The 19,417-nt window shown below is 69.6% G+C and carries 17 protein-coding genes and 1 pseudogene; 8 read left to right on the top strand and 10 right to left on the bottom strand.

What is annotated here, in order from left to right; translation table 11 throughout:
• Positions 1-209 precede the first annotated feature (209 nt).
• The 5 genes from OG948_RS53395 to OG948_RS53375 form a co-directional block, all read right to left on the bottom strand.
• Positions 210-350: a hypothetical protein gene (locus OG948_RS53395; protein WP_331772317.1), complete on the bottom strand. Its 141-nt coding sequence runs from the start codon at positions 348-350 to the stop codon at positions 210-212.
• A gap of 91 nt (positions 351-441) precedes the next feature.
• Positions 442-1,452, bottom strand: a complete 1,011-nt coding sequence (locus OG948_RS53390; protein ID WP_331773422.1) for an ABC transporter permease — start codon at positions 1,450-1,452, stop codon at positions 442-444.
• Positions 1,453-1,481: 29 nt separating this feature from the next.
• Entirely contained in the window at positions 1,482-3,029 is a 1,548-nt protein-coding gene (locus OG948_RS53385; RefSeq protein WP_331772316.1) for a sugar ABC transporter ATP-binding protein, read from the bottom strand.
• A gap of 128 nt (positions 3,030-3,157) precedes the next feature.
• Positions 3,158-4,207, bottom strand: a complete 1,050-nt coding sequence (locus OG948_RS53380) for a substrate-binding domain-containing protein (protein ID WP_406300919.1) — start codon at positions 4,205-4,207, stop codon at positions 3,158-3,160.
• A 950-nt stretch (positions 4,208-5,157) separates the two neighbouring features.
• Positions 5,158-5,949, bottom strand: a complete 792-nt coding sequence (locus OG948_RS53375) for a DeoR/GlpR family DNA-binding transcription regulator (RefSeq protein WP_331773424.1) — start codon at positions 5,947-5,949, stop codon at positions 5,158-5,160.
• 682 nt (positions 5,950-6,631) lie between these two features.
• On the opposite strand from OG948_RS53375, the gene OG948_RS53370 reads away from it, so the two are divergent.
• The 4 genes from OG948_RS53370 to OG948_RS53355 all read left to right on the top strand — a co-directional run bounded on the left by OG948_RS53370 (position 6,632) and on the right by OG948_RS53355 (position 11,202).
• Complete coding sequence (locus OG948_RS53370) at positions 6,632-6,757, top strand: hypothetical protein (RefSeq protein ID WP_406300743.1); 126 nt, start codon at positions 6,632-6,634, stop codon at positions 6,755-6,757.
• 199 nt (positions 6,758-6,956) lie between these two features.
• Positions 6,957-7,535 carry a DUF1349 domain-containing protein gene (locus tag OG948_RS53365; protein WP_331772314.1) on the top strand — a complete coding sequence of 193 codons (579 nt, stop codon included), beginning with the start codon at positions 6,957-6,959 and terminating at the stop codon, positions 7,533-7,535.
• Between the two features lie 283 nt (positions 7,536-7,818).
• The gene (locus tag OG948_RS53360) at positions 7,819-9,348 is read left to right on the top strand and encodes an APC family permease (protein WP_406300742.1); all 1,530 of its coding nucleotides are present in this window, start codon (positions 7,819-7,821) and stop codon (positions 9,346-9,348) included.
• A gap of 174 nt (positions 9,349-9,522) precedes the next feature.
• Positions 9,523-11,202, top strand: a complete 1,680-nt coding sequence (locus OG948_RS53355; protein ID WP_331772313.1) for an NAD(P)/FAD-dependent oxidoreductase — start codon at positions 9,523-9,525, stop codon at positions 11,200-11,202.
• Between the two features lie 54 nt (positions 11,203-11,256).
• Here the strand turns inward: OG948_RS53355 and OG948_RS53350 are convergent, their stop codons facing one another.
• Complete coding sequence (locus OG948_RS53350) at positions 11,257-12,180, bottom strand: ScbA/BarX family gamma-butyrolactone biosynthesis protein (RefSeq protein WP_331772312.1); 924 nt, start codon at positions 12,178-12,180, stop codon at positions 11,257-11,259.
• A 189-nt stretch (positions 12,181-12,369) separates the two neighbouring features.
• Between OG948_RS53350 and OG948_RS53345 the strand changes: the two genes are divergently transcribed.
• Positions 12,370-13,041 carry a ScbR family autoregulator-binding transcription factor gene (locus OG948_RS53345; protein ID WP_331772311.1) on the top strand — a complete coding sequence of 224 codons (672 nt, stop codon included), beginning with the start codon at positions 12,370-12,372 and terminating at the stop codon, positions 13,039-13,041.
• A gap of 323 nt (positions 13,042-13,364) precedes the next feature.
• Positions 13,365-14,111 carry an HAD family phosphatase gene (locus tag OG948_RS53340; RefSeq protein ID WP_331772310.1) on the top strand — a complete coding sequence of 249 codons (747 nt, stop codon included), beginning with the start codon at positions 13,365-13,367 and terminating at the stop codon, positions 14,109-14,111.
• A gap of 293 nt (positions 14,112-14,404) precedes the next feature.
• Here the strand turns inward: OG948_RS53340 and OG948_RS53335 are convergent, their stop codons facing one another.
• Entirely contained in the window at positions 14,405-15,010 is a 606-nt protein-coding gene (locus tag OG948_RS53335) for a TetR family transcriptional regulator (protein ID WP_331772309.1), read from the bottom strand.
• 159 nt (positions 15,011-15,169) lie between these two features.
• Between OG948_RS53335 and OG948_RS53330 the strand changes: the two genes are divergently transcribed.
• Both OG948_RS53330 and OG948_RS53325 read left to right on the top strand, forming a co-directional pair.
• Positions 15,170-16,498: an alkyl sulfatase dimerization domain-containing protein gene (locus tag OG948_RS53330; RefSeq protein WP_331772308.1), complete on the top strand. Its 1,329-nt coding sequence runs from the start codon at positions 15,170-15,172 to the stop codon at positions 16,496-16,498.
• Positions 16,495-17,250: an SDR family NAD(P)-dependent oxidoreductase gene (locus OG948_RS53325; RefSeq protein ID WP_331772307.1), complete on the top strand. Its 756-nt coding sequence runs from the start codon at positions 16,495-16,497 to the stop codon at positions 17,248-17,250. Before OG948_RS53330 ends, OG948_RS53325 begins: the two co-directional genes overlap by 4 nt.
• A gap of 62 nt (positions 17,251-17,312) precedes the next feature.
• On the opposite strand, the gene OG948_RS53320 is transcribed toward OG948_RS53325, so the two are convergent.
• The 3 genes and pseudogenes from OG948_RS53320 to OG948_RS53310 all read right to left on the bottom strand — a co-directional run bounded on the left by OG948_RS53320 (position 17,313) and on the right by OG948_RS53310 (position 19,297).
• On the bottom strand, positions 17,313-18,077 hold the full coding sequence (locus tag OG948_RS53320; protein WP_331772306.1) for a hypothetical protein: 765 nt from the start codon (positions 18,075-18,077) through the stop codon (positions 17,313-17,315).
• 315 nt (positions 18,078-18,392) lie between these two features.
• Positions 18,393-18,596 (bottom strand): annotated as a pseudogene (locus OG948_RS53315) (erythromycin esterase family protein); the annotation flags it as partial.
• A gap of 287 nt (positions 18,597-18,883) precedes the next feature.
• Positions 18,884-19,297, bottom strand: coding sequence for a VOC family protein (locus OG948_RS53310; protein ID WP_331772305.1), 414 nt, complete (start codon positions 19,295-19,297; stop codon positions 18,884-18,886).
• Between the last annotated feature and the right edge of the window lie 120 nt (positions 19,298-19,417).

The raw sequence follows: 19,417 nt of genomic DNA, 5'->3' as shown, positions 1-19,417 counted from the left end.
TCTCCGCGTATGGCGAGCCGCACAACACACACCACAACACGTTCGTCGTCCCTCTCGATCCTCATCCAAACGGTCCCGTGCACGGGTGCACCACCTCTCGTGCAGGGTGCGAGGGCGTCCGGAATCGCTGTTCACGGAGCTCTGTCCGGTGTCGTCGGGTCGGACCGGCACGAAGATTCGTGCCGGTCCGACCCGACGATCCGATCCGATCAGGCCCGGGGACGGCCGCGACGCCGGTTCGGGTACGGCGCTCCACCACCGATCGCCATCAGTGCGACCACCGCACCGGTGACGAGGACGACGGCGGAGTCGTGCCCGCCGGTCTTGGCGAGGTCCTCGAAGTCCCGCACCGGGACGACCGGCAGCCACGGGCCTCCTCGGGCACTCGACCTCGGTGGCCGAATCGGCGCCCGGCGTGCTCTCGTTCCGTTGTGCCGCTCGCTATGTCGGGAGGCCGACGGCGCGTTCGCCGCTGCGGCGTTGTTGGATGACGACGGCGACGACGAGGAGGGCTCCCTGGGCGACGTTTTGCCAGAAGGAGTTGACTCCGACGACGTTGAGGCCGTTGTCCAGGGCGCCGAGGAGGAAGACGGCGAGGAGTGTGCCGCCGATGCCGCCCTTGCCGCCCTGGAGGGCGCAGCCGCCGAGTGCGGCGGCGGTGATGGCCTTGAGTTCGAGGCCTTCGCTGCCGGATGTGGGTTGTCCGGAGCCGGTGCGGGCGGTGAGGATGACGCCGGCGATCGCGGCGACGACGCCGGCGAGGGCGTAGACGGCTACGAGGTATTTGTTGATGTTGATGCCGGCGAGGCGGGCGGCGGTGTCGTTGCCGCCGATGGCGTAGATGTTGCGGCCGATGTCGGTGTACTTGAGGAGGACGTGGACGGCGGCGGCGACCAGGAGCAGGGCCCAGATCTGGACGGAGAGGCCGAGGATCTTGCCGCGGGCGAGGAAGATGAAGAAGTCGTTGCCCAGGACGTAGCCCTGTGCGCGGCCGCCGGCCAGGAGTTGGGCGACGCCCTTGTAGGCGGCGAGGGTGGCGAGGGTGGCGATGACGGGGTTGACCCGTCCGTAGACGATGACGATGCCGTTGACGACGCCGGCTGCGATGCCGACGGCGATCGCGGCGAGGATGCCGACGGCGGCGTTGCCGCCGGCCGAGGTGAATGCCATCGCGCTGACCACGGAGGCTATGCCGGCCTGCGAGCCGACGGAGATGTCGAGGGCTCCGCAGATGATGACGACGGTCTGGACGACCGCGAGGAGGCCGGTCACCGCGACGGTGTCGCCGATCACGGTCATGTTGGCGGTGGTGAGGTAGCCGTCGTCGAGCCAGGTGAAGATGCCGACGACGGCGATCAGTGCGGCGATGAGGCTGGTGTTCTGCGCGCCGATCGCGGTGGTGAGGCGGCGTGGGAGTGCCCGGGCGGAGCCGCCGGCGGTGGGGGTGGGCATCGGTGCTGGTGCCTGCCTGGTCGTGGCGGTCATGACGGGTTCCCTGAAGTCGATTTGGCAAGGTCGTAGGCCATGGCGAGGGCGAGGACGCTCTCCTCACTCGCGGCGGCGCGGTCGAGTTCGCCGGTCACCCGCCCGTTCTGCATGACGACGATCCGGTCGGCGAGGCCGAGGACCTCGGGGAGTTCGGAGGAGATGACGAGGATCGCGACGCCGGATCCGGCCAGCTCGTCGATCAGGCGGTAGATCTCCGCCTTCGCGCCGACGTCGATGCCGCGGGTGGGCTCGTCCAGGATCAGGAGCTTGGGACGACGGGCGAGCCAGCGGGCGAGCACGACCTTTTGTTGATTGCCGCCGGACAGCTTGCGGACCTCGTGGTCGGTGGAAGGTGTCCGTATGCCGAGGCTTTCGACGAACTCCTCGGCGAGCAGACGTTCTCCGCGCGAGCTGACGAACCTTTGGCGTCGCAGGCGGTCGAGGACGGCGATGCCGATGTTGAAGCGGACCGAGCCGGTCATGAACAGCGCCTGGGCCTTGCGTTCCTCGGGGGCGTAGCCGATGCCGGCCCGCACCGCGTCCCGAGGCATCCGCAGTCGAAGTTTTCGGCCGTCGACGCGGACCTCGCCGGAGCGGATCGGCTGATCGCCCACGAGGGCGGCGGCCAGTTCGGAGCGGCCGGCGCCGACCAGGCCGGCGAGTGCGACGACTTCGCCCTCGCACACGTCGAGGTTCACCTTGGCGACGTGGTCGGTGGTCAGGTTGCGTACGTCGAGGACGGTTTTGCCGACGGCGTTGCGCTTGCGGGCGAACATCGCGGACAGGTCGCGCCCGACCATGAGTCGCACGACCTCGCCCTCGCCGGTCCGCGCCGCGTCGCGGATGCCGGCCAGTGCCCCGTCGCGCAGTACCGCGATGCGGTCGGCGAGCCGGAAGATCTCCTGCATCCGGTGGGAGACGTAGATGATGGCGAGCCCTCGGTCACGGAGCTGTCGGATGAGGCCGAAGAGGGCCTCCACCTCGTGATCGGACAGGGACGAGGTCGGTTCGTCGAAGGCCAGGACGGTGGCCTCGGTGGTCAGCGCGCGCAGGATCTCCACGAGTTGGCGCTGCGCGGGCGAGAGCTGGGAACCGAGCGTCTGCGGGGCGATGGCGTGCGCGAATCCCAGGCGCTCGAGGTCGGAGCGCATGCGCCGGTACAGAGCGGCCCGGTCGAGTATTCGACCCTTCTTGCGCGGCAACGCGCCGACGTAGACGTTCTCGGCGACGCTGACGTGCGGGACGATCTCGGGTTCCTGCGCGATCACCCGGATCCCGTGCCTGCGCGCGTCCGCGGGGCTGTGCAGCTCGCGGGGGGTGCCTGCGACCGTGATGCGTCCGTCGCTGGGACGGTGGTCGCCGTTGATGATCCTGATCAGGGTCGACTTGCCGGCACCGTTCTCCCCCATCAGGGCGGTGACGGTGCCGCGAGGGAAGTCGAGTGTGATGCCGCGCAGGGCGTGGACCCCGGAGAACTCCTTGTGGATGTTCTCGACCGTGAGCGCGGATCCGGGCGAGTCGAGGGGTGGGCTTTGCGTCATGACTGACCTCGGGGCGTTTCGGGGAGTCGCGACGACGCGGGTAGACGTCGGGTCGTCGCGACTCGCACCGGTGGGTGCCGTCGAAGGCGACGGCTTTCAGGTCGTTGCGGCCGTGGATGCGGGCTCGGTCAGCTGCACTTGAGGCCGGATTGTTGCCAGTTCGAGGGGTCGACCATCTTGGTGGTGGCGAACGCCTCGGGCGCGAAGGGCTTGCCGTTCTTGAGGCGGTCGACCATCGTCTGCACGGCGAGACCACCGACCTCGTAGCCGTTGATGAACAGCGCGGCCTTCATCCCGCTCGGCTTGCCGGAGCCCCAGTCCTTGCAGGCCAGATAGCCGCCCAGGCCCACCCCCGCCACGTCGGCCGCCCCGTAGCCGCCGTTCTGCAGCGCGGTGACCGCCCCGCTGACGTTCTCGTCGTTGCAACCCCACACGATCCAGTGCTTGACCGACCGGTTGCCGCTCATCGTGGCCGCGGTCTTGTTCTGGGCGTCGGGCGGAGTGTTGTCGGTGCCGACCTTGAGCACCTTGACGTCCGCGCCCGTCGCCCGCTTGAAAGCCTCGTGTGCCGCGTTGACACGGTCCGAGCAGACCGTCACGTCCTGCTTCCACGCGGCGATGATCGCGGTGTCCTGCGGAGCCCAACCCGCCTTCTTGAACTCCTCGGCGGCCCGGTCGCCGACCTGGGTGCCCATCTGAGCCCCGCTGAAGCCGACACGCGGCACCAGTTGATCGGCGGAACACTTGGTCGGATCGGCGCCGTTCACACAGATCTGGTCATCCGACGCCAGGAGTGCCGCGCCGTTCTTCGCGATCTCGACGACCTGCGGTCCCACCGCGGGGTCCGGCACGACGATCACCACGCCGTTGTATTTCTGTGCCAGCGCCGCCTGGACCTCGCTCACCGCCTTGTTCGTGTCGTTGCCGAGATTGACGACCTTCAGATCGACACCCAACTCCTTCGCCTTCGCCTTGGCCCCGTCCGCCTCGTCGATGAAGTACTGCTGGTCCCCCTGCTTCTGCAGATACGCGATCTTGACGTTCCCCGACACGGGAGCCGTGCCCGACGTCGTCCCCGCCTTGCCCTCATCCTTGCCCGACGAGCAGGCGGTGAGCCCCACGGCGAGCGCGAGGGCGGCCACCATCGCGGCGCCGTGCCGACTGCGTCTGCGGTGCATCATCATCGATCTCCTTGGGGACAGCGGGGAGCTTGCGATTGTCAAACAAACATCTTCCGACGCAATCACTCGCGACGTGAGGCATATATCTAGCAGTTCAAACATTAACCAACAAGACTCATTTCGGTAACGCAACATCTTGCGTCGAACCGAGCCCGAAACATGCCGATGTGGGACCAAGGTGGAAGTGAAACGAGGGATGAGACGAACGTTGGTACGTTGGAATGTGTTGGATTGCCGTTGCGTCCGGCAGGTTGCTTGGGATAGCGGCACATCGGAGACCGAGTGCGATCCCGGAAAACGGTCGCGGGTCGGGGCAGGGTCCGGGTCGCGGCCCTACGGCGGGGGTTGCACGCCTCGCACCCGACGATTCGACGGAGCGAACGCGTCGGCGGTGGATGAGCGATCGCCCGGGCACGCGATGAAGCGACCGGGGTCGACGGCGGCTCCATCGGGGCCGGGGTTCACGACCACGCCCGATCGGCAGCCGCGCACCTGCGAGGGGTCGCCGGGCGAGGACGGTCGCGCCCGGCGATGAGGTCACATGCCAGGCGGAAACATGACCAGGACCTTGACCCGACATCTGGTGGACGCCCAGGGATCACGGTGGCCACGAACTCGGTTCCGGTGCCCGCCATCTTGCATGAATTCGGTCATATCGACAATTCCGACCAGACCATGATGGCGGCGGACGGGCCGCGCTCCCCCGGGACGCTCTGCTTCGGCCCGCGTCGAGTCGTGAGCGCGCGGCTCGCCCCTGCCGTCGCGCCGGGAACGGCGGTATCCCCCGCGAAGGGGCGTGGGCCGTTCGACCGGGGCGCCTTCACGCCGCCGAAGGATCACCAGCCCGCGAACGGCCGGAACAGAGGCCATGGGCCCGCCCGGCGATGCGGCCCCGGCCGGTCACGTGCTCGTCCGCGGCGAACCGCCGCGTGCCACGACCGCTCCGGTCACCCGGCCATGTCGTTGTTCGGATCGACCACCACGAGTTCCCCGACGTGTTCGGCCAATTCCTCCTGGACTTCCTCGCCCAGGCGCGAGTCGACGATCAAGGCGTCCGCCCGGCCCAGAGGGGCGATCGTGCTGATGCCGATCACTCCCCACTTCGTGTGGTCCGCGACCACCACGAGTTTGCGAGCCGCCCGCACCAGGGCGCGGTCGGTCTCCGCCTCCAGCAGATTGGGCGTGGTGAACCCCGCCCCGACACTCATCCCGTGCACCCCCAGCACGAGCACGTCGACGTTGAGGTTCTCCAACGACGCGACCGCGACGGGGCCCACCAGCGCGTCCGACGGGGTACGCACGCCGCCGACCAGCACGACGGTCTGGTCGACGCGGCCCTGACGATGGAAGACGTCGGCCACGGGAATCGAGTTGGTGACCACCGTCAGGCCGGGCACGTCCGCCAGATGCCCCGCCAGAGTCCACGTGGTCGTTCCGGCCGACAGGGCCACCGCGCTGCCGGGCGGCACCAGATCCGCCGCACGACGCGCGATCGCCTCCTTCTCGGCGGCCTGCCGGCCCGACTTCGTCACGAAGCCGGGCTCCTCCGTCGAACCCATCTCGACCGAGGTCGCGCCCCCGTGCACCTTGGCGACCAACCCCCGCTCGGCCAGCACCTCGAGGTCACGCCGGACGGTCATGTCCGACACGCCGAACATCTCCACCAAGGCGGCGACACGCACCGCTCCCTGCTTGGCCACCAGGTCGACTATCGCGAGTTGCCGCTGCCGGGCCAGCATCCCGCCTCCTATTGATTGCATGGGGCACGTATCAACAGTTTCAAACATATCAGTCACCGAACCGGTCGTATCGGACCCTCGCTTCCAACAAGTCGACCGCTCTCTCGGCAGGCTTCGAGACGTACCCGGGGGCGTGCCGTGATGCGAGTACGAGTCGCTGAGAAATGTTTGAAACCGAGGAACTGATTGTGTTCTTATGATCGAACCTGTTGGGAGAGTGGCTGTAGCTCGTCCCGACCCCGGCCGCGCGATCAAGGTCGCCGCGTTGCGACGAGGACGACATCGTGACGAGCAGGCGGGCGCGTACATCCCCAAGGAGTCGAAAGTGACCACGGTCGACACGAGATGCGCGGCCCGCCGGTCCGCCGCGAACCCCGACCTACCGCGCATGGTCGCGGCCGGAGAAACCTTCGACGTCGTCGAGGTGAGTGCCGCGATCGGCGAGGCGGCCCTGAGTCTCCTGCGGACCCGAGGGGTCCGACCCGGCACGGTCATCCTCGATCGCAGGCGTCACACCGTTGGTTTTCTGGTTCCCCCTCGGCACGAAGGCGCCGGTCGCCGCCTCCGGGAACTTCCCAGACGCCACGGCGCCGGCGTGTGGATCACCTTCCCGCCGTCACCCTGCCCATCGGACGCGGCCGTCGCGTGGCTCGTGGCACCGGATCGGGGCACCTTGCGCACCATGTCGGACCAACAGCTCCAGAGCGCGATCGCCGACACGGTCCGCGAATCCACGGCGTCGAACACCGGCGGCGTCGCACGCGACGGCTGCCGGGACACCAGCGTCGCGACCCGGCAGTGCGAGTGACCCACACATCCGTCGAGCCGAATACCTTGAGCTTGTCGCAGATGCACGCGAGCGTGGCGGCATCGATGGACCGGGGAGTGGAGCCGGCCCGGACCCCCCGTGGCGCATCGCCGCATCGCCGCCTCGCCGGCCACGGCGTCGGAAGAACCTTGTTCGTTCATGACCGCGACACCGACCACACCGGATGAATGGAATGGACATGGACTGGGACGACGCGCACTGGCTCAACCCGCCGACCTCGGCCGAGCGGGACGGCACCGCGCTCGTGGTGATCCCGGCGGAGGGCGCCGACTTTTGGCAGCAGACCTCGTACGGCTTCTCCCGAGACAGCGGGAGCGCTTTGTTGACCGAACTGCCGCCGGACACCTCTGTGGAGGTGACCTTCGAGGGTGACTTCGACGCCCTCTACGACCAGGCCGGCGCCTTCGTGCGCATCGACGAACACAACTGGGTCAAGGCCGGGGTGGAGGTCACCGACGGCGCGCTGCATGTGGGCGCCGTCGTCACCCGCGGAGTCTCCGACTGGTCGATCGCGCCCGTGCCCGAATGGGCCGGCCGACCGGTCACCGTCCGGGTCAGCCGGGCCGGCGACGCCCTCACCATTCGGGCGCGTTCGGCCGACGACCCCTGGCGGACCATCCGACTCGCACCGCTCTCCCCCGACGCGCGCGCCTTCGCCGGACCGTTCTGCTGCTCACCCGAACGCGCCGACCTGCGAGTGCGGTTCACCCGCTTCGTCGTCGGACCTCCGGACGCAGGACTGCACGAGCACCCGTGACCACAGCCATCGGCCGTGCGTTGCCGGGGGCTTGGCAGGCGGCCGTCCTGACCGAACCGCCGTAACGGCGCTCTCGCACCAGGTGGTTTCTCGCGTCGTGGCAACGATCACAGTGTCGATGCCTGGGGTCTTCTTCTGACGCATTGCATGTTGCGGGGGATTCCGGTTCGACGGGAAGCTGACGGCCCGTCGGATCGCGTTCGTCCTGTTCAACGAGGAACCGGAGAACAGGCGTCCGTCAGACGTGTCGTGCCGTTTCCGGCCGCACCCTCAAGGAGGTGGGATGTCCACCCAGCAACAGCCCCTCGACAGTGCCGAGGTCGACGTGGCCGTGCCGATCCCCGGCGAACAGGTCAACCGGCTCAAGGCCAACTCCGTCGGGTTGGTCGGCGTCGTCTTCATGGCGGTCGCCACCGCCGCCCCGATCACCGCGATGACCGGCAACCTGCCGATCATCGCCGGGTCGGGCAACGGCATCGGCGCCCCCGCCGCGTACCTGTTCGCCACCCTCGTGCTGACCGTCTTCTCGGTCGGGTACGTCGCGATGGCCAAACACATCACCGCCGCCGGCGCCTTCTACGGCTTCATCTCGCACGGCCTCGGCCGGGTCGCGGGCATGGCGTCGGGCCTGCTCGCGGTCCTGGCGTACGTCGTCTTCGAAGCCTCCATCATCGGCTTCTTCGCCGCCTCCTTCAAACAACTCGCCGGCGACCAGTGGGGACTCGACCTGCACTGGGGCCACTACGCGATGTTCGGACTGCTGGCCATCGCGGCGATGGCGTTCTTCGACATCCACCTCACGGCCGGGTTCCTCGGCGTCGCACTGGTCCTGGAGATCGCGGTACTCGCCGCCGTCTCCCTCGCGGTGCTGTTCACCGGCGGCGGACCGGACGGCATCCTCGGCGAGGCGGTCGACCCGCTCAAGGCCTTCGACGGAGTCAACGGCAGCATGGGCGCCGCCGGGCTCGGACTGTTCTTCGCCTTCTGGTCCTGGGTCGGCTTCGAGTCGACCGCGATGTACGGGGAGGAGTCCCGCGACCCGAAGAAGGTGGTCCCCCGGGCCACCCTCATCTCGGTGGTCGGCGTCGGCCTGTTCTACATCTTCGTGTCCTGGATGATGGTCTCCGCCGCCGGCAGGTCCCACCTGGCCGAAGCCGCCTCCGAGGGCACCCTGTTCTTCGCACCCCTGGGCGACCACTTCGGCGACACCTCGGTCGAGATCTTCCAATGGCTGGTGGTCACCGGCTCCTTCGCCTGCGCGATGGCCTTCCACCAATGCGCCTCGCGCTACCTCTACGCCATCGGCCGCGAGGGCTTCATCCACCCCGCACTCGGCAGGACCCACCCCAGGCACGGCTCCCCGTACATCGCCTCCTTCGTCCAGTCCGTCATCGCAATCCTCCTCGTGGCGGCGTTCATCGTCGCGGACATGGACCCGTCGGTACACCTGTACGGCCTGCTCGCCCTACTCGGCACAATGGCGATCCTCATCGTCCAGACACTGTGCTCCTTCTCCGTCGTCGGCTACTTCCACGTACAGAACAGACACCCCGAGACCAGGCACTGGTTCACCACCCTCACCGCACCGATCACCGGCGGCCTCGCGATGGCCGCCGTGGTCGGCCTCCTCGTCTACAACATGGACACCGCCGCCGGCGCAGCCGCGGACACCCTGCTCTTCAAACTCATCCCCTACATCGTCGGCGGCTTCTTCCTCGCGGGCATCGCCCTCGCCCTCTACATGAAACACCAACGCCCCGAACGCTACGAGCGGATGGGCCGCATCATCCTCGAAGACGCAGCCGAACGCTGACCCCCTCCACCCGGCCCCGGGCCGTACGCACGTCCTTCTCCGTTCTGCGTACGGCCCGGGGCTTCGTCATGCGTAAGCCCTTCCCGGTTCCGCCCACGAGCCGAGGCTTCGGCGTGCCCCGAACGCCCCGCTCCGGGCCGGGAATCGACTTCCTTCTGTCCAAGGAGCATCACGATGAGCCGAACCCGAGCGATGGCCGCGCTGCAACGCATGGCCGCCGACCACCGGAGCGCAGCGGCCCTGCGCATGCCGGTCGGCGAGTACCGGGACATCCGTGACGAGGCCGCCGCCGACCCCGCCGGGCCGAGCCGACGTGCGCTGATCAAGCGGGCCGGAGTGCTGGGAATCGGCCTGGGCCTGGCCGGCACCGCGCTGAGCCGCCCCGCGCTCGCCGCGGAGAGCGCGCCCAAGCCCCCGGTGAACCCGGGCCGGGTGGTCATCGTCGGGGCCGGCATCGCCGGGCTGACGGCGGCGCTGACCCTGGCCGACGCGGGCGTGAAGTCCACCGTGTACGAGGCGAATCCCACCCGTGTCGGCGGCCGGATGTACTCGCAGAAGACCTACTGGGGCGGCGGCCAGACCTCGGAGATCGGCGGCGAGCTGATCGACACCGGGCACAAGAAGATGCTCGAACTGTGCCGCCGGTTCGGACTGGCCACCGTGGACTTCGCCGGCTCCGGGCCGAACGGCGCCACCGAGACCCTGTGGTTCGACAACGCCTACTACCCGCGCGCCCAGGCCGACGAGGACTTCAAGGCGATGTACCAGGCGGTCCGCCGGGACTACCAGGAATGCGGCGACGTCACCTGGAACCGGACCACCGCCGCCGGCACCGCGATCTCGAACACGACCCTGCGCGACTGGATCCACTCCCGGACCCCGGGCGGCTCCTCATCCGCGCTCGGGCAGTTCCTCGACGTCGCCTACACCGTCGAATACGGCGCGGAGACCGTCGACCAGTCCGCCTACGCCGCCGTCTGCATGCTCGGCTGGCAGTCCAACCCGGGGCACTTCAACATCTGGGGCGGCTCCAACGAGCGCTACCACGTGGTCGGCGGGAACGACCAGGTCCCGCACGCGATCAACGCCGCACTGCCGTCCGGCACCGTGCGGATGGGACACAAGCTGCTCGCCGTCCGGGCCAACGGCGACGGCACCCAGACCCTCACCTTCGACACCGACGGCACGACGACCACGGTGACCGCCGACCACACGATCCTGGCCGTCCCGCTGCCGATCCTCAAGGGCCTCGACCTGACCCGGGCGGGGTTCGACCCGATGATGACGAACCTGCTGCGCGACTCCCGCATGGGCCACGTCTCCAAACTCAACATGCAGTTCACCAAGCGCACCTGGCTGGGGGTGAGCGGCAACGGTCTCGGGCCCTGGCCCGGTGTGGCGGCCGGCGACGCCTTCACCGATCTGCCGTTCCAGCAGACCTGGGACACCACCAAGGGCCAACCCGGCACCAAGGGCGTACTGATCCAATACGGCGGCGGCACCATGGCCTCCGCCCTCAACCCGTCCGGCCCCTTCAACACCGCCGAACAGGACGCCTACGTCGCGAACCTGGCGAACACCTACCTGGGACAGATCGACAACCTCTTCCCCGGCACGAAGGCCCAATGGACCGGCAAGGCCCAACTGTCGGCCTGGACCAGGAACCCGTACTCCCTGGGCGCCTACTCGTACTGGCCGGTCGGCTACCTGCACCGCTACGCCGGCTATGAGGGAACCCGCCAGGGCAACGTGCACATCTCCGGCGAACACACCTCCTACGACTTCCAAGGCTTCATGGAAGGCGGCGCCACCGAGGGCGCGCGCGCCGCGAAGGAGGTCCTCGGCCTGGCCTGACCCAATCCACCGGTGCGGGGCGCGTCCGTCCGGCCGCCCCGCACCGGCCCCGTCTCAGCGGTACCGCAACGCCCCGGTCGCCGTGTGGCCCGCCCCCTGCCGGAAACGAAACGAGGCCTGCCGTCCGCTGTGCAGGGAGCATTCGACCCGGGCCGGCGGATCGAACTCGGTGAAATACGGCGTCCGCAGCCGAAACGCCGTCGGCCGCAACAGTTCGCCGTCGCTCGCGAGTGCGATCGCCTGCCGGGCGGCTTCGACGAGGACCATCCCGGGCACGTGGTCGCCGGCGTGATCGAAGAAGAAGGGATGCAGGTGATCGGCGGGATCCAGTTCCAGGACCCCACCCCCGCCGTGTGCGAGCAGGACGTCGCGGGGCAGGACCGCGTCCACCGCCTCCGGTGTCGGTCTGCGGCACGGCCGAGGCGCTCGAACCCCGGCCGAATCGCCGCGCAGAGCCGCATACGTGCCCGCGTCCAGGAATCGCGCGTTGCCTCCCGCGCGCGCGAAGGTCGTGAGGCCGGCCGAGAGGTGGATACGCAACCGCATGCCCCGAAGTCCGCGCCCGTCGCGGGTGGGCCGCAGGTCGTCGACTTCGGCCAAACAGGTGATATCGGTGGCGCCACTCCGCAAACGCGGCTCCGTGGCGACATTCACGCCGTAAAAAAGGTCCTTGATCAGAAAGTGCGCTTCGAGAGGCACGGAGAAGAACCGCGACGGGATGAAGATTCCCAGCTGACGTAGCGTTTCCACGATCATCAGCCGGCTGTGTCCGCCGTCGCCGGACGGCGGGAATGTGGGATGCGAGCGTGGCCATTGGGCCGCGGCCAGAAAGGTCGCCTCGGCGAGACGGACCACATCGGTCAGCAACACCTCGGCCACCGAGGCCCGGTGTACCGACTCCCGGGCCACGGTGCGCGACCAACTCAACTGCCTCGCCGACAGGCCCGAAGACGCTGCGCGGCCACCGAACGTAGTCATGGATACAAGCAGAACCCAGGGGCCGGGATGGTGCATGTCGTCTTCTCGCCACGACTCCCGCGGCATGAAGCGCGCCTTGGGAAATGCGGCGGTTCCGCTTCCGAGCGATGTCGTGTCGCGTCCGTGGTGCGTCACCACGAGCCCGAACGGCATTAGTTTCTACGCAGGCATCCGAGCTGGAGGTGGCACGTGCAGGAACGGGCAGGAGCGACTCGCCAATCCCTTCTGGAGACGGCGGCACGCCTGTTCCACGAGCGAGGGTTCGCCGGGACGAGCATCAGCGATATCGGCAACGCGTCGGGACTCACCAGCGGTGCCATCTATTTCCATTTCACCAACAAGGATGCCCTGGCCCGCGCGATCGTCGAAGCCCACTTCGCCACCTGGCCGGAGCTCATCGAACGGCAAATCCCGGCGGGCGCCCCTGCCTTGGCGGGCCTGGTGCGGCTCAGCTTCGCGGTGGCCCGGGCCTATCGCGACGATCCCGTGGTCCGCGGCGGGGCGCGGTTGTGGGGAGAGCGCTACGCCATCGACGCGACACTGCCGACCCCCTTCGTGGACTGGATCGCCGCCGCCCACGCCCTCCTGGATCGTGCGCGAGCGGAAGGCGATCTCGCGGACCGCGTCGATCCGGCGGCGGCGGCTCGCTCGATCATCCACGCGTTCTTCGGCATGCACACCGTCTCCGACGCGCTCTCCGGCCGCGCCGACATCGAGAACGACCTGACCGACCTCTGGCGCCTGCTCCTACCGGCCCTGCTCGCCGATCCCCTGCGCACCGAGGACACCCTGACCCGCGCCCTGGCGTGTACTACCGACGGCCCCGGAGTCGCCCGGAAGATCTGCGCGGACGCCGAATAGCCACGGGCCGACAGCGCCGGACGCGCCGTCCCGACCACCCGCGCGAACGCCCTCCGCACCTGCCGGCGGATCACCGTACGACGCGGCGACCCGCCATGACCGGTGCCCCGTGGCGCGACGCACACCGCCGGATCCAGCGGGGCCCGCGCCCGCCTACACCCGCCATCGAGAGCAACACGCTGCCAGAGCGTCATTATTTGATTACTTAACGTATTCAATCTAACGTAATGAGCGTTATGTTTCGGGTCGGCCCACAACGCCGTCTCCGGACCTCGCGCGGGCATCTCGGGGGCCCGCCCTCTCTCGATCGGACGGCCCCATCGATGACAGGCAACTCCCTCCTCTCCTGGACCCCCGCAGCCATCGTCTTCGACTGCGACGGAACCCTGCTGGACAGCGAATGCCACTGGGAAGAAGCGCGTGAGCTCGTGCTTCGCGGGTACGGGGTCACCACCCCGGCCGACTTCGGTGAACGCACCAAGGGCCTGCACTTCACCGAATGCGGGCGGCTCATGACCGAGGTGGTGGGCCTGCCCACCACCCACGCGGACCAGTTGACCGGGCAACTCCTCGAACACTTCCGCAAGTTGGTCGCGGCCCATCCCGTGACGATTCCCGGGGCGGTCGAATTCGTACGCCTGGCCTCGTACTTCGCGCCCTTGGCGGTAGCCAGCAACTGCCCCCGTGACGTGGTGGAATCGGGCCTGGCACATGCCGGACTGGTCCACCGCTTCGTCGACGTCGTGGTCCCGGACGCGAACCTGCGCCCCAAGCCCGATCCGGACGTCTACCTCGCCGCCACCCGAGCCTGTGGCGCCACTCCCGCCGTCACCCTGGCGGTGGAGGACTCGTACTGCGGCATCCTCTCCGCGACGCGGGCGGGGTTGCGCGTCCTGGGCGTGGGCGCCGATCCTCGGGACGAGGAACTGGCACTCGCCGACATGTGGGTGAGCACACTGGCCGACGCCGACCTCCTGCACTGGGCGAAGACACGCGAGAGCCTGCCGGAGTCCCGCGTGCCCGCCGCCGACCGGGGAGCCCGGGCAACGGAGGCGGTCGTGGTCTCGTGACGGCGCGACGGGGGCACCGACGCGCCCTGTGACACCACCGCGACGGTGCGGAGACCCACGGCGCCGCCACCGACGACCGTTCGCCGCGCGACCGGCCGGTTCGCCGAGGGGTCGTTGGAGGCGAGGCGTGGGAAAGGTTGTCACTCCGGCCTGAAGGCGCTTCGACGCGCGCTCGGGGGCGGGCGGCGCACTTTCGGGAGGGGGCGATGTGCACGCCATGCGGTGGCGCCTGCCGGCTCCGAGGGGCCGGTGGCGTGCCGTTCACGGCGGCTGCCGTCCGGTTTCGCGTGTGGTCAGCGGTGTGCTGCTCCCAGTGCGCCGGTGGTGTAGTCGATCAGTGCGTCGGCGACGTCGTGCGCATTGTGGTCGTCGGTCGGGGGCGCGTCGGCGAGGGCGGTGACGATGGTGAGTGCGGCCCAGGCGAAGCGGGTGCGAAGGACGCCAGGCGGCAACGCGGGCAGGGCACGGGCGAGTTCGGCGTCGAAGGGGGCCCGGTGCAGAGCGGCCTGTTCGGCCAGGCGGTCGCGCCAGGGCTGTGCGGCCCGGGCCAGGGCGGCGAGGAAGCCGAGGTAGGTCGGGCCCCAGGGCTCCTCGCGGCGGATTTCGTCCAGGGGACGTACGAAGGCTTCGACGACCGCGCCGAGTTCGGGGGTGTCCGCGACGCCGAGCCGGTCGAGGTAGCGGGCGCGGCGCTGCGCGAGCCGGCTCATGCGGTGGGTGAGCACCGCGTTCACGAGGGCCTGTTTGGAGCCGAAGTGGTAGTGCGCGGCGGCCACGTTCACACCCGCTTCGGCGTTGATCGCGCGCATCGAGGCGCCGTCGACGCCGGCTTCGGCAATCCGCCGCTCGGCGGCCTCGATCAGCCGCGTCGCGGTCGTGTCTCCGTCGGTCTCGGTCATGCCGCCGGTCCGCGCCCCGTCGCTGCTGCCCACCGTGTCCCGCCTTTCCGGTTCTTGCCGATCACACCGGAACCATGATAGCCATCACCTGTTTCCATCACCTGATTCAATCATCTGTTTAAATCAGTCGATGGACGCTCTGGACTCTCGGAGGTTTACATGAACGACCACTTCGCCGATCCGCCCGGCCACGCCGCGGACACGCCGGCTCCCGCCGAGCACCGCACTCCATCCGGCACCATGGGCAGGTTGTTCGAGGTCTGGGCGGAGCCGAAGGGCCGGGCGATCGAGGTCGCGCCGCGCACGTGGCAGGTCACCGCCGGAGTGGTCAACGTCGCGGTGATCGAGACGGACGAGGGCCTGGTCCTGGTCGACACCGCGATGCGGCACGACGGACCGGAGCTGCTGCGCCTGATCCGCACCGTCACCGACGCGCCGCTGCACACCGTCGTGTACAGCCACGCGCACATCGACCACGCGTTCGGGCACGGCCCGCTGCTCGCCGAGGCGGCCGAGCGCGGCGACCCGCCCCCGCGCATCGTGGCGCACCGCGCCGTCCTGGACCGGTTCCGCCGCTACATCCGCACCGCCGACCTCAACACCACCGTCAACGCCCGCCAGTCCGGCGGCCCGCGCACCTGGTGGCCCCGGCACGACACCGACATATTCTGGCCGGACACCGTGTACGACGACACGCTGACCCTGCGGATCGGCGGCGAGGAATTCCACCTGCACCACGCCCGCGCCGAAACCGACGACGCCACCTGGGTGTGGATCCCCGGCCGACGCGTGGTCTGCGTCGGCGACCTGTGGAACGGGGTGTGCCCGAACGCCGGCAACCCGCAAAAGGTCCAGCGCTACGCCGACGAATGGGCGGACGCCTTCGACCGCATCGCCGCCGTCGGCCCCGACGCCCTCATCCCCGGCCACTCCATGCCGATCCTCGGCGCCGCCACCATCCGCGAACGCCTCGGCAACGCCGCCGAACTCCTGCGCCACATCGTCGCCCACACCCTGGACGCACTGAACGCCGGCCGGCGCCCGGACACCATCCTCGACACGCTGCGCATCCCGCCGCGCCTGGCGGACCTGCCGTACCTGCAACCCCTGCACGACCGGCCCGAGTTCATCGCCGCCAATGTCATCCGGCTCAACGGTGGCTGGTGGAACGGCTACGCCGCCGACCTGCTCCCCACCCCCCGCGAGCAACTCGCCGCAGTCCTCGCCGAACTCGCGGGCGGCGCCGACACCCTCGCCGCCAAAGCCCGCGACCTCATCGGCGACGACCTGCAACTCGCCTGCCACCTCGCCGAACTCGCCGTCCTCGCCGCACCGGACAACACCGGTGCCCACGAGGCGGCGGTCGAGGCGTTCACCCGGCGCTTCGACGCCGAGACCTCCTTCATGGGCCGCGGCATCTACCGCATCGCCGCCACCACCTCCCAAGAGGCCCTCCGCACCCTGACGACCACCAAGGACAGCCGGTGAACCCCGCCCACGACCTGACCGACCGGATCGCGGTCGTCACCGGAGCCGCCGGCGGCATCGGCCGCGCCACCGCACTGCGCCTGTCCGACTCCGGCGCCACCGTGATCTGCACCGACCACGACGGCCACGGTGCCGCAGCAACCGCCCGGATGATCGAGACCGCGCACGGGACCGGCCGCGCCTGGCACCACCCCCTCGACGTCACCGACGCCGCCGCCGTCGACGACCTGATCGACCGCACCACGCAACGCCACGGCCGCCTCGACACCATGGTCAACATCGCCGGCATCTCCCACGCCCGCCGCGTCGTCGACACCGACGAAGCCGACCTGGACCGTGTCCTCGCCGTCAACCTCAAAGGCGTCTTCTTCGGCTGTCGCGCCGCCGCCCGTGTCATGACCGCACAAGGCAGCGGCAGCATCGTCAACGTCGCCTCCAGCGCCATCGACACCCTGCGCCCCAACGTCGCCTGCTACGCCATGTCGAAAGCCGCCGTCGCCCAGCTCACCAAAACCCTCGCCGTCGAAGCCGGCCCCGACGGCGTTCGCGTCAACGCCGTCGCCCCCGGCGTCATCGCCACGCCCATGACCGCCGGCGTCCCCCAGGAACGCAACATCGAAGCCGCCGCCCTCCGCCGGATCGGCCAACCCGACGACGTCGCCTGGGCCATCTGCTATCTCGCGTCACCCGCCGCCGAGTTCATCACCGGCCAGATCCTTCGCATCAACGGCGGCACCGCCATGCCCGGCTGACCGGGAGGCAATCCGGAGCAGCCCGGCCGACCGCTTCGGTCGGGCCGCTCCCCCGCCACGTGTCAGGCCTTTTGGCGGGCCGTGTGGTAGAGCTTGACGGTCAACGCGGCGACCTCGTCCTGCGAGGCGCCCTCGCCGCCGATCGTCATCTGCGCCAGGCCGACGACGTTGACGCCGCCGAGGGTGGAGTAGTCGGCCCAGGCGCAGACCGGGAACCGGAAATCCGCGACGTTCTTCGGGGCCGCGTCGCCCGTGCCGTGGGTGACCTTCATGTCCTGGCACTTCATCAGCGCGCCCGCGAAGCCGGCGGGCTTGACGGTCCTGGCCCTTCCGTCGGGCTGTATCTCGATCCCCTGCGCCTTCCCGGTGCCTTTCAGGCCCTTGTTGCCGACGTCGGCCAAGTATTTGTCGAGTGCCTTGGCGGGGTCGGCGATCTCGCCGGAGAAGCCGTCGAAGGTCAGCCGCGTGCCGCCCACCTTCGCCCGGTTCCCGGGATCGGTGCCGGGCGCGTTGTAGACGCCGGACACCGCCTGGGCGTTGTCCACCCCGAGGCCCTCGCCCTCCTTCTCGCCGGGCGTGCTGCCCGGACCCGACTTCGTGTAGGCGTCGACCGACGCCGGGACGACGAGCTTGTGGCCCTTGGTGCCGGCGGCGATTGCATCGCTGCCCACGGAGCCGCCGCCCGAGGCACCGGCGGGGGTCGCGTCCGCGGTTGCGCCGACGCCGGGCGCCTTCGCGTCCTCCTTCTCGTCCTCCGACCCGCCGCACGCGGCGGTCACCACGAGGAGGGGTACGACGGCGGCAGCTAGGCGGGCGCGAAAGCGCATGAGGAATGGGTCCTTCCCAAGACGGTTCGTAGCAGACCGGAGCGTCCGCCAACCGAGGTGACGGGCCGTCAGGCTGCCGCAGCGCCACGGCCGGTGTCCTGGGGATTCCCCTCACCCGGCCGACGACGGCCGGGAAAGCCACGCTGCCTGTGCCGACTTCCGGCCGGCCCGGGCTACCACTCCGGGGCGGGCCGGCAGGCGGGGCTCGCCGTACGCGGTCCGGAGCATGGCGAGAGCACGGGTGACACCCGCCCCACAGATACCCACCCCACCGGGTCACAAGGTCTCGGCCACGGTTTTCGTGTCCGCCGGCGACTACCCGTGGCGGAGCGGGCGGGCCGGCGTCACGTACCGCAGGTGGACGAGGATGTCGAACCACTCGGCCAGGGATCCTCCCGTCATGTGGTGGGCGGTGTCGTCGGCCGGGTCGTGCCGCGGTCCGATGACCCGAGTCTTGGCGGTCCGGGCGAGCCAGTCGGCGACCGGGCGCGGGGGGTTCGCGTGAAGGTCCAGGAACCCCGGCCGGCCCGCAACCGAACCGGCACACCGAACCCGTGACCACCGTCATGCCACTCCGGGCCATCTGCTTGTGCCGCACCCCCCGGCGGTTCGATGCCGGGGGGGTGCGGCACAAGCTCGGTGCCCGTCCGTGAACCGAATGCATCGCGCCCGACCCGCGGTCACGCCGAACCTGCCCATCGGGGCCGGTCGCGGCGGTCGCGCCGCGAGTTCACCGGTGGGCAGGGGCCGTCCCGCGTGGCCGGCGAGGGCCGCGTCCCGCTCTGTCCGGACGCTGTCCTCGGCGGCTACTCCGCGTAGAGCTGGTCTTCGCCCTGGGCGCTGTAGGCGAGGCTCCAGATGTAGCCGTCCGGGTCGGCGAAGGTGCCGCCGTACCCGCCCCAGGGCAGGGCGCCGGCGGGCTTGAGGATCGTGGCGCCGGCCTTCTCGGCCTCCGCGATGACCGCGTCGACCCGCGCCTCACTGCGGACGACGTAGGTGAGGACCAGCCCGCTGAAGCCGCTGCCTTCCGAACTCGTGCCCACCTGGTCGGCCAGGCCTTGGCGGCCGTAGAAGCCGACGGGTGAGGCGCCGTCCGATTCGAAGAACACCGAGATGCCGTAGTCGTTCGCCACCTTCCAGCCCAGCCCCTCGGTGTAGAACCGCTTGGACTCCTCCATGTCCCGGACGCCGAGAAGGATCGAGCTCACGTGCGCTTTCATTGTTGTCTCCCTGGTACTCGAGGTGCTGTGCCGTTCGACCGCCGGCAGGCCGGACAACCGGGTCGGGCCCGGATGTCACATCGGCACGGGTTCACCGGTCAATCGGTAATGACCGACGAG

The organism is Embleya sp. NBC_00888 (assembly GCF_045207655.1).
Lineage (GTDB): Bacteria > Actinomycetota > Actinomycetes > Streptomycetales > Streptomycetaceae > Embleya.
The sequence above is the reverse complement of the archived record's forward strand: the minus strand, read 5'-3'. Positions and strand labels throughout refer to the sequence as shown.

What these genes read in the sequence shown, in the direction of transcription:
- OG948_RS53390 (WP_331773422.1), bottom strand. Translation starts at nt 1,452, where the DNA reads ATGCCCACCCCCACCGCCGGCGGCTCCGCCCGGGCACTCCCACGCCGC.
- OG948_RS53385 (WP_331772316.1), bottom strand. Translation starts at nt 3,029, where the DNA reads ATGACGCAAAGCCCACCCCTCGACTCGCCCGGATCCGCGCTCACGGTC.
- OG948_RS53380 (WP_406300919.1), bottom strand. Translation starts at nt 4,207, where the DNA reads ATGCACCGCAGACGCAGTCGGCACGGCGCCGCGATGGTGGCCGCCCTC.
- OG948_RS53375 (WP_331773424.1), bottom strand. Translation starts at nt 5,949, where the DNA reads ATGCTGGCCCGGCAGCGGCAACTCGCGATAGTCGACCTGGTGGCCAAG.
- OG948_RS53370 (WP_406300743.1), top strand. Translation starts at nt 6,632, where the DNA reads ATGTCGGACCAACAGCTCCAGAGCGCGATCGCCGACACGGTCCGCGAA.
- OG948_RS53365 (WP_331772314.1), top strand. Translation starts at nt 6,957, where the DNA reads ATGGACTGGGACGACGCGCACTGGCTCAACCCGCCGACCTCGGCCGAG.
- OG948_RS53360 (WP_406300742.1), top strand. Translation starts at nt 7,819, where the DNA reads ATGTCCACCCAGCAACAGCCCCTCGACAGTGCCGAGGTCGACGTGGCC.
- OG948_RS53355 (WP_331772313.1), top strand. Translation starts at nt 9,523, where the DNA reads ATGAGCCGAACCCGAGCGATGGCCGCGCTGCAACGCATGGCCGCCGAC.
- OG948_RS53350 (WP_331772312.1), bottom strand. Translation starts at nt 12,180, where the DNA reads ATGACTACGTTCGGTGGCCGCGCAGCGTCTTCGGGCCTGTCGGCGAGG.
- OG948_RS53340 (WP_331772310.1), top strand. Translation starts at nt 13,365, where the DNA reads ATGACAGGCAACTCCCTCCTCTCCTGGACCCCCGCAGCCATCGTCTTC.
- OG948_RS53335 (WP_331772309.1), bottom strand. Translation starts at nt 15,010, where the DNA reads ATGACCGAGACCGACGGAGACACGACCGCGACGCGGCTGATCGAGGCC.
- OG948_RS53330 (WP_331772308.1), top strand. Translation starts at nt 15,170, where the DNA reads ATGAACGACCACTTCGCCGATCCGCCCGGCCACGCCGCGGACACGCCG.
- OG948_RS53320 (WP_331772306.1), bottom strand. Translation starts at nt 18,077, where the DNA reads ATGCGCTTTCGCGCCCGCCTAGCTGCCGCCGTCGTACCCCTCCTCGTG.
- OG948_RS53310 (WP_331772305.1), bottom strand. Translation starts at nt 19,297, where the DNA reads ATGAAAGCGCACGTGAGCTCGATCCTTCTCGGCGTCCGGGACATGGAG.